Origin of the sequence: uncultured Gimesia sp. (genome assembly GCF_937910335.1) — a bacterium.
GTDB lineage: Bacteria > Planctomycetota > Planctomycetia > Planctomycetales > Planctomycetaceae > Gimesia.
This window is the reverse complement of the sequence record NZ_CALEMX010000575.1, coordinates 1-10,204: the sequence shown is the minus strand read 5'-3', so window position 1 is coordinate 10,204 and position 10,204 is coordinate 1. Positions and strand designations below refer to the sequence as shown.

6 protein-coding genes and 1 pseudogene are annotated in these 10,204 nt (G+C 46.1%); 4 read left to right on the top strand and 3 right to left on the bottom strand.

Going from position 1 to position 10,204, the window contains the following annotated elements; translation table 11 throughout:
* The 3 genes from Q0668_RS23545 to Q0668_RS23535 form a co-directional block, all read left to right on the top strand.
* A partial coding sequence (locus tag Q0668_RS23545; protein WP_298868992.1) for a class I SAM-dependent methyltransferase occupies positions 1–670 on the top strand: 670 nt, incomplete at its 5' end.
* Between the two features lie 291 nt (positions 671–961).
* The gene (locus tag Q0668_RS23540) at positions 962–1,921 is read left to right on the top strand and encodes a ferredoxin--NADP reductase (protein ID WP_298868991.1); all 960 of its coding nucleotides are present in this window, start codon (positions 962–964) and stop codon (positions 1,919–1,921) included.
* 586 nt (positions 1,922–2,507) lie between these two features.
* The gene (locus Q0668_RS23535; RefSeq protein ID WP_298868990.1) at positions 2,508–3,509 is read left to right on the top strand and encodes an aldo/keto reductase; all 1,002 of its coding nucleotides are present in this window, start codon (positions 2,508–2,510) and stop codon (positions 3,507–3,509) included.
* An 8-nt stretch (positions 3,510–3,517) separates the two neighbouring features.
* Here Q0668_RS23535 and Q0668_RS23530 read toward each other — a convergent pair whose 3' ends face one another.
* A complete protein-coding gene (locus Q0668_RS23530) occupies positions 3,518–3,994 on the bottom strand; it encodes a tRNA (cytidine(34)-2'-O)-methyltransferase (RefSeq protein WP_298868989.1) in 477 nt (158 codons plus the stop codon).
* Between the two features lie 245 nt (positions 3,995–4,239).
* Here Q0668_RS23530 and Q0668_RS23525 point away from each other — a divergent pair, with 245 nt between their 5' ends.
* Positions 4,240–7,788 carry a class I tRNA ligase family protein gene (locus Q0668_RS23525; RefSeq protein WP_298868988.1) on the top strand — a complete coding sequence of 1,183 codons (3,549 nt, stop codon included), beginning with the start codon at positions 4,240–4,242 and terminating at the stop codon, positions 7,786–7,788.
* 64 nt (positions 7,789–7,852) lie between these two features.
* Here the strand turns inward: Q0668_RS23525 and Q0668_RS23520 are convergent, their stop codons facing one another.
* On the bottom strand, positions 7,853–9,763 hold the full coding sequence (locus Q0668_RS23520) for a sulfatase-like hydrolase/transferase (protein ID WP_298868987.1): 1,911 nt from the start codon (positions 9,761–9,763) through the stop codon (positions 7,853–7,855).
* A gap of 122 nt (positions 9,764–9,885) precedes the next feature.
* Positions 9,886–10,204, bottom strand: a pseudogene (locus tag Q0668_RS23515) (hypothetical protein); the annotation flags it as partial.

Below are 10,204 nucleotides of genomic sequence, written 5' to 3'. Positions count from 1 at the left end.
CGGCTGTGGTGGTGGTCGGTACTGTAAAGTAGCCGCCGAAGCGGGGGGGAACGTATTTGGTGCAGACCATACAACCGCTGTTGAAAAAGCACAGACGCTCTGTAGTCATCTTGAAAATGTGTACTTGGTCCAGGCCGATCTCAAGCAGCTACCTTTTGAACCCCAATCATTTGACTTTGTGTTTTCGATTGGTGTGATGCACCACGACAAAGAGACACGCGCTGTCTTTGACGCTGTGGCCCGTATGGTCAAACCCGGTGGTCGCTATTCCGTTTGGCTCTATCGAAAGAACCAGTGGTGGCAGGAATGGATCAATTCAGGGCTTCGCAAAATTACCACACGCATGCCCCCGGAAAAACTGGAATCCTGGTGCCGACTCGGAGCCTGGGTGGGTGGAATTCCGTTGATTAACAAAACCCTGAACAAAATCATCAATTTCAGTAATCATCCCAACCAGGAAAACCGCGTCTGTGATACCTTCGACTGGTATGCGCCTGCTTATCAGTACCACCATACAATTGCAGAACTTGAATCCTGGTTTGAACAGGCCGGGTTTGAAAATACGAAGATATTGCCTCCTGAAAAGACAGGAGCTTTCTATAATTGGTGTTACAGCCATAATCTGCTGATAGGCAGTGGAGTGAATATACAAGGCACAAAATCTAAATAACCCAATCTAGCGATACGTAAATATCTGCACCCGATCAATTCAATCAAGACGATTTGTGATAGAAAATGAACCGGTGATCGCAGGATCCTGACAATTGTTTAAGCTTCTACAAATCACAAAATCGATTCGATATGAAACAGAGCATTATTAAAGCACCTGTTAGACTTGACAATCTGACGTAAAAAAGTGATAGAGGAAGAAATCATCTTTAGATATTTGAATATAGATATCCGCAATCCAACCTGAAATAGTCCACCTTTCGAGGTGGTTTTGAGCGCGACAGGGAGAGTCATGAATCCTCCGAACCCGCCACCCGGGCAATCGACATCTGAAATTGAAGAGTTACAGAACAAACATTACAACGCAACGATCCTTGATTTGCGCATGCCCCATGATCATTTGATGATTGCTCGAGTCAAGCCCGATGCAGAGATCCCCACTTATTCAGGTGGGCAATATACCACTCTCGGTCTGGGTTCATGGGAAGCCCGTGTCGATGATGGCCCGCTGGCAGAACTACCCAAGCCAAAATTGGTTCGCCGCGCCTATTCGATCTCCTGTCCAATGCTGGACTCAAGTGGCAAACTCGTCTCAAATGACCAGATCGACTATCTGGAATTTTATATTACACTGGTTTTACGTCCTGATTCGGATGATCCGCCACTCACGCCGAGACTCTTTCGGTTAAAGGTAGGAGACCGGCTGCATCTTGGAAAAAAACCTGTAGGAACCTATACACTCAAACCCATCCAGCCTACAGACAATGTCATCTTTGCCGGTACTGGTACGGGAGAAGCCCCACACAATTCCATGTCGATTGAATTACTAAAGCGAGGTCACACCGGACAAATTACTTCGATGACTTGTGTACGTTACAAGGGAGACCTTGGTTATTTAGATCAACAAATGCAATTGCAAGAACTCTTTCCTAATTACCACTATGGCGCATTTACGACTCGGGAACCAGAAAATATAGATCAAAATCATCCGCACTATGTTGGCAAGCAATATTTGCAAGATGTGATCGCACAGGAAAAGTTCAGGGAGTCATTTGGCTGGACCCCAATCCCGGAACAAACTCACATCTTTCTCTGTGGAAATCCCTCGATGATTGGCCTTCCAGAAAAAGACGAAAACGGGGAGCTGGTCTTTCCCGAATCAAAGGGAATGGTCGAATTACTTACAGAGCAGGGATATCAATTATCCACGCCGAAATCCCCAGGTACTATCCATTTTGAGAAATACTGGTAAGGCACCGGCTAATTCGAGTTTTAACGCTAGAGACCATTAAAAAAAGGGGCTTCATTGAGCCCCTTTTAAAATTCATATAGCCAAGCTTGATTATTTGCCAACCGGATCATGCTTAATTCAAGTCTACAGAGCTGTGAGAAAGCATGTTCAAATCCAAAAGATCGTCATCAAAGGCTCTTAGAACAATTCAACAAAGCAGTGCCGATTCTAGCCTTTACGATGTCTGATTTTAGCTCGAGCACGTCGTTTTTTGCGACCTATCTTTCGGCGACCTTTACCTGTCTTCTTAGTTCCCATTAGGAGAAATGCCTTTCGTTTCTACTTTTAACAAGTGTATTTAATCTATTTCAATTTATGTTAATCAATGAACGTGTTTTAGATTAACAGTTAAACAATATGTTGATAACGAGATCATCAATAAATCAATCGTCTTTCAAAACGCTACTTTAACAGGCTTTGATAGAATCTTCAACCACGCATATTCAAGGAATTTAAGGTCCCTTGAGAAATCTGACCTAAAACACCAAGATAGAGAGATTAGCCTGCAAGCATTCGTAAATCCCACAATTCATCAGGAATAACAATTATGGATTATCGCAACTTAGGAAAAGCGGGAGTACGAGTTTCTCCCATATGTCTCGGAACAATGATGTTCGGGGGCCCCACCAATGAGTCAGATTCCATTTCGATTATGCATAAAGCAATCGATCTGGGAATCAATTTCTTCGACACCGCAAACATGTACAGTACCGGTGGCTCGGAGACTGTCGTCGGAAAAGCTCTGACGGATCGACGCGATAAAGTCATTCTCGCGACAAAAGGACGCGCTCCGATGGGCGAAGGCCCAAATGATGCAGGGGCCAGCAGAGTCCATCTCATACGCGAACTGGATCGTAGTCTGCAGCGACTGGGAACTGATTATGTCGATCTCTATTACGTTCATACTCCTGATTACCAGACTCCCATAGAGGAAACGCTTCGCGCTTTGGATGATATGGTACGATCTGGCAAGGTACGATATATCGCTTGTTCAAATTTTCGTGCCTGGCGGCTGGCGGAGGCTCTATGGACCAGCGATGTTCGAAACCTTCATTCCTTCAGCTGTGTTCAACCGCTCTATAATATCATGAACCGGGATATTGAAGTGGAACTAATGCCGCTTTGCCAGGAGAAGGGCATTGGCGTCGTCAGCTATAGCCCTCTCGCCAGAGGAATATTAACCGGCAAGTATCAAAAAGATCAGCCTTTTCCAGAAGGTAGCCGTGCTTCCCGAAATGATAAGCGAATGAATGAAGCAGAACTCCGGGATGTCAGCATTGAACTTTCACAGGAAATTGCAGCATACTGTGATCAAAAAGGGGTTTCGATGACGAATTTCGCTTTGGCCTGGTGTCTCGCCAACCCGATCCTGACCTCGATCATTATTGGCCCGCGTACAATGGAACAATTTGACGACAACCTGGGCTGCCTGGATATTGAAATCACAGCCGAAGATGAAGCGTTTATCAATTCGCTGGTGCCTCCCGGAGAACACAGTGGTAAAGGATTCCAGGATCCGGCGTATCCAGTTACAGGTAGAGGAAGATAGGCTCTCGGTTAACGGAGTCCCCCAAACTGACGAATGGCTTCATACATGACTGCTGTTGCAGTGCTGGCCAAATTGAGACTACGAACTTGTTCCAGCATAGGTAGTTTTAAATTGGAATCGGGGGATTCCTCCAGAACTCGTGGAGGCAGGCCATTACTTTCACTACCAAACAGGAAAACATGCCCCGGCTCAAAATCCGCATCCCACACAAAGCGAGTCGCGAACTTGGTCAGCTTCCACCATGTCCTGTCGGAGAGCCGGGATTGAACGTCAGCCAGACTGTCAACGGCTTCCCAGTCCAAATGTTGCCAATAATCCATGCCCGCACGCCGTAGATGTTTTTCATCGAGCTTAAATCCAAGCGGCCTGATCAGCCACAGCTTGGCGCCAATGGCGACACAGGTACGACCAATATTCCCTGTGTTCTGAGGAATATCAGGCTGGTAGAGTACAATGTGCAGTGAAGGCTCTGGTGATGATGACATTCGGAGTCTCAAATTGGTAAAATTATCGCAAAACAGGTATAAATACGAATTTATAGCACTCGTAAGAAAGCCCAGTCTATGTAATACTGAACGCATTCCGGCTATCATAATTCGCGTTGAAAAAGTTCATTTGCAGGGTACCGTATCAGGAAATGAAACGGTATATCCAGCATCAAAGGCTACCGGACTTTTTTCTAATTCTTCAAACTCAAGTTCAAATCATCAAGACACAATAAGATAAACCGATGTTTCAAAAAGTTACCGATGCCAGTTTCATCAAAGGTGAACACGAGATTCTCAAATTCTGGGAAGAAAACCAGATTTTTGATCAGCTGCGAAAAAAAAACAAAGGGAAACCCAAATGGTCCTTTATTGATGGTCCCATGACTGCCAATAACGCAATGGGGGTGCACCACGCCTGGGGTCGAGCGTACAAAGACGCATACCAGCGCTACTATTCGATGACCGGACACGAACTTCGTTTCCAAAACGGTTTCGATTGCCAGGGACTCTGGGTGGAAGTCGAAGTTGAAAAAGAATTAGGCTATGGGACGAAACAGGAAGTCGCCGAACATGGCATCGACAAATTCGTAAACGAGTGCAAAAAACGAGTATTGCGTTTTGCTGCCCGCCAAACCGAACAATCGATCCGATTGGGTTACTGGATGGATTGGGACGATCCAGAAGAGTTACGTAAACTGGCCGAGTTCGTAGGGGAAGATACGGAAGTTACCATCACGGCCCCCACAGGAAAACAGGTTACTGATAAAGCCGATCTACTAGTCGCAAGACTTGGAAACGCTGAATGGGGTGGAAGTTATTTCACTTTTTCAACCGAAAATAACGAAACCATCTGGACGTTTCTCAAAAAATGTTTTGAACGTGGCAAAATCTATCGTGGCCACGATGTGATGCCCTGGTCAGGCCGTGGAGGCAGTGCTTATAGCCAAATGGAAGTCGCTGACGGACGAAAACTATCGGTCCATAGCTCAGTTTTTGTAAAGTTCCCCTTAAAAAACCGTGAGAATGAAAATCTACTGATCTGGACCACAACTCCCTGGACATTAACGAGCAATGTTGCTGCTGCCGTGAACCCCGACTTGGAGTATGTCAAATTGCGGGCAAAGAAAGATGACGCCATCTATTACTTTGCAAAAGAAAACCTGGAATACCAAAGGCTGAGTCGCGAATTCAAAGAAGGCTTTGGCAGACCTGAATGGTCGTGGCCGAAAGATGTTCCCAAACTGAAAACCCTGGCACAAATTTTTAAAGAGCAGGGGGGCTATGAAGTCATCGAGACCATCAAAGGTGCAGAGATGGTGGGCTGGGAATACACAGGGCCTTTTGATGAGCTCCCTGCCCAGCAATCTCCAGGCGGACACCCCTCTGATGAATCTCTTTTGGAACAAACAGGAGTTTCCTGCCATAAAGTCGTTGATGGTGGCCGAGATTTTAAAGGCAATCCACATGTGGTTGCCGGCGAAGGGACCGGGATTGTCCATACTGCGCCAGGCTGTGGCGATGTTGACCATCAACTGGGCATTCAATTAGGCCTGGTAGCAATCGCTCCATTAGGTGAAGACGGACGTTTCGAAGATGGATTTGGTGTCTTTACAGGAAAAGAAGCCATTTGCCCCGAGACACCGGAATTAGTTTTTGAGTTGTTGAAACAAAAAAACCTCCTGGTAAATGTAGAACCCTATCCCCATATTTACCCGCACTGTTGGCGGACTGGTGACGAATTGATTTTCCGCCTGGTTGATGAATGGTTCATCAACATGGACTGGCGAGAAGAAATTAAAGATGTAACACGACAAATTAATTGGGTTCCTTCCAGTATTGATGGCGAACAGCATGAACTGGAATGGCTTACCAATATGCGCGATTGGATGGTCTCCAAGAAACGATTCTGGGGATTGGCACTCCCAATTTGGGTCGACGAAGAAACCGGTGATTTTGAAGTGATTGGTTCTTTGGATGAACTCAAAGAGCGTGCAGTCGAAGGTTGGGAAGCCTTAGAAGGGCATACGCCTCATCGCCCCTGGATCGATGCCGTGAAGCTTCGCAATCCCAAGTCGGGAAATCTCATGACACGTATCCCCGATGTCGGAAACCCCTGGCTTGATGCAGGTATCGTCCCTTTTTCCACGATGCAATACAACACAAACCAAGAAGCTTGGAAACAATGGTATCCAGCTGATCTTGTTACGGAATGCTTCCCTGGTCAATTCCGGAACTGGTTCTATGCGCTGCTCTCGATGGCCACGATGATGGATGGGACTCCCCCCTTCAAAACCTTGCTTGGATACCGTCTGGTTCTGAATGAGGAAGGGAAACCCATGCATAAATCAGATGGAACAGCGATCTGGTTTGAGGAAGCTGCCGAACAATTAGGGGTGGATACGATGCGTTTGATGTATCTGGCGCATAACCCCGCATCCGACCTGCGTTTCGGTATGCGAAATCCAGAAAAGCCGATGACATTGGATACGCCAGAAGGCTCAATCAGTCAAACAAAAGAAGGGGCGCCTACTTGTCTGGTACAAAGTAAACCAGCAGATGAAATTCGAAGGCATGTGTTGATTCCTCTTTGGAACTCCTACGCCTTTTTCATCAACTACGCCCGATTGGATGAATTTGATCCCTCACAAAAAAACATCCCCGTGAGCGAACGCCCTGAAATTGATCGTTGGATCTTATCAAATCTGCAATTCTTACTGGAAACTGCCAAGACTGAAATCGAAGCATATAACTATGCCGCATTCCTCAAACAGGCGGCAGCGTTTATTGATGATTTATCGAACTGGTACATCAGGCGCAATCGACGTCGTTTCTGGCGTTCCCAAGACGCAAACGACACCGATAAACTCGCCGCTTATCAAACATTGTTTGAAGTCCTGGTCACACTCTCCAAGACATTAGCCCCGAGTATCCCTTTCCTCAGCGAGAGAATGTACCAGAATCTGGTCACGAGCTGGGACAAGACTGCCCCTACCAGCGTGCATCTTTGTGAATACCCACAATGCGACCCATCATTGTTGGACCAGGAACTCAATTTCCATGCATTACAAGCGCAAATTGTCGTCAAATTAGGACATAAGCTGAGGGATGAGTCCAACCAGCGAGTTCGTCAACCTCTTGCTGAAATGCGATTTACCTGCCATACCCAAGAGCAGACTGAGGCTATTAAAAGTCTGGCAAATACTATTGAAGAAGAATTAAATATCAAAAAAGTCACTTGCTGCGAAAACCTCGACGAGCTTGTCAGCTATACCTATAAACCGAACCTTAAAACGCTAGGTCCCAAGTATGGTAAACTTTTGGGAATGCTTCGACAGCAACTTCCTGAAATCGGCGATGCAGTACTTGGACCACTCAGGCGAGGTGAGTCTGTCTCACTTGAACTATCAGGAAATCAGATTGATCTGGGTCCGGAAGATGTCCTGGTTGGAACAGAACAGGCTGCAGACTGGATTTGCTCAGATGATCAGGGAATCCAAATTGCTATCTCAACTAAATTAACGCTTGAGCTGGAGCAGGAAGGAATGGCTCGCGATTTTGTCCGACACGTGCAACAACTTCGCAAAGAGGCTGATCTAGAGATTGAGGATCGGATCAAAATCTACTTCAATTCCTATGGCGCGACAGAAGTAGAACGGGCAGTCTCGACCTGGTCAGAGTATATCCTGGGAGAAACACTGGGAGATCAAATCGAGCAAACTGACAGCACGGCAGAAATGAAAGAAGTCACGATTGGTAATTTCAAAGTGGGAATTCGAATTGATAAATCATAAGCCTGAGATGACGAACTGAACTTCATCTCAGCTTCTGATCTGCAATACTTCTCTACCATTCCCTCTATTTTTCCTGGGCTGTTTTTTCCTGAATCCGTTCAATCAATCGCATGACGTATGATTGCAATCGTCTATCAAGTTGAGGGTTCTTTAAAGGTAACTGAGCAATCTTTTCTTTTACCGGAGCAACCTTGTCATTACCCAACTTATCAAGCCCATTCAACGCGAGAATTGCAATATAGACGCCATCCCGGTTGAGATTAGAAAGCGAATACAAAGTATTCACAGCATCCTGAACATCCTTTTGATTACCATATTCCCCCAGTGCTTCTGCAGCAATACACCGAACTGATTTTGAGGAGTCATCTAATGATTCGCGCAACTTGTTCCGTGCATTCTTGACTGCTCCTTCACCACGCATCAACAGACCCATGGCCGCCCAGTAACGAATGGCAGAATTTTGATCGTCTAACCCTGCAATCAGTTTATTCACCGAATCAGGTTTTCCGGACGATGCGATTTCAGCCATCGCCAGAATTTGCTTCAGCGGGTAAAGCTGTGAATTTTGCGAGATGAGATAGGGGGCGCCACCATCTGAAAGACTATGCACTTCCGCTTCTGGAAGAAAGCCCAGATCCCGAACAGCCAATATTTTCTTATGCTGTGCTTCGCGCAACTCTGCCAGAATTTTCTGATGTTGATCTGACTTCACCAGATTATGTACCTCGTCTCGATCTGCCTGAAGATCATAGAGTTCTTCCGCTGGCTTCGTTTCCCAGAAATAGGTCTGAGGTGGGGAAAGCTCTCCTGCATCATACATTTTCTTCCAAACCTGAGTCGTTGGTGTCTGGAACATATAATTCAGATATTGTCCATACTCTTTGTGAGGCATATAGTTTTTGATATAGAGATAACGCTTGTTTCTAACCGATCTCACAAGGTCGTAGCGCTCATCCATTCTGCCTCGAAATCCAAACTGATAAGTTTGAGGTGTCGCTTCATGTTGTCCCATAAACGCATTCCCCTGCATATAAGCAGGAGGCTTAATGCCAGCCAGACTGAGTAGAGTCGGCGCAAAGTCAACAAAACCAACCAGTCGATCTGACTTACCTTGCGTTTGATAATCCGCCGAAGCTAATTTCCGAAATTTGGGTGGAATATAAACGACTAACGGAACTTGCAAGCCAGAATTATAAGGCCAGCGCTTGCTACGTGGCATCCCCGAACCATGATCTCCGTAATAGAAGATGATCGTATCATCGGCTAAACCGGCATCTGCCAACTCTTTCAAATTTTTGCCAACCAAAGCATCCATCTCGGTGATACGATCATAGTATTGCGCCCAGTCATGGCGTACTTCGGGTGTATCCGGATGGTAAGCGGGAATCCGAACTTTGGCAGGATCATGAACTAAAGTGTGGGGACGGTTTCGAATTTTACTCTCGTGGCTAATTGTATGATTAAAAACAGCAAAAAATGGTTGCCCCGGTTTACGATTCTTCCAATGTGCCTTTCTACTTGATTGATCCCAGACAGTTCCCGTTTTTGCCACATTGTAATCTTCCTTACTGTTATTCGTGCAATAGTAACCAGACTTTCTGAGGTAATGGGGATACATGAAAACGTCATCGGGAAGTTTCACCATGCTGCGCATATGCTCTGCTCCCAGGCAGGTGGGATACATGCCAGTAATCAGGGTGGTTCGCGCGGGCGCACAAACAGGAGCAGTCGACCAGCAATTCAAATAAAGCGTTCCCTGAGAAGCCAATTTGTCGATGTGGGGCGTATTTGCGTATTGATCCCCATAACACCCCAGATGTGGGCCGTTGTCTTCGCTGGTAATCCACAATATATTAGGACGACCGCTATCCGATTCTGCCGCAATCAGTTTGATTTGACTGTTGAACAAGAATGTAACCGTCAAAATGGACAGTATCCAACACAGCTTGTTTTGCAGAGCACTTTTAAACCACATTCGCTTTTCTTTCAAATTTGGGACGCAGGCTGAGCCATTCCAAAGAGATGGGCACTACGTTTTCTACGCTAATTTTCAATTTGTTACTGGTTCAATTTCATACTCAAACGAGTTGAACACCGTTATTTACCACGGACGTCATAACACAAAAGTAGATCCTGGTCGCGCAAGAATAATTTCCCATCTGCAACAACCGGATGCGACCAGGCAGGCTTGCCACTACGTTGAGGTTGATTGAATCGTCCTTTTTCGACGTAGGCCCTGGGATTGATTTCGACCAAAGCCAAAGGGCCCGATTCGCTTCTCATATAGATATGCCCCTCTGCACAAGTCAGCGCGCCTTTTCCAACGGAGCGATTCTGCCATACCGTCTGACCGTTAGATAGATTAATCCGATATTTCCCATTTGGGTTGAGCCAGGAATCGATCCAGGCTCGAATC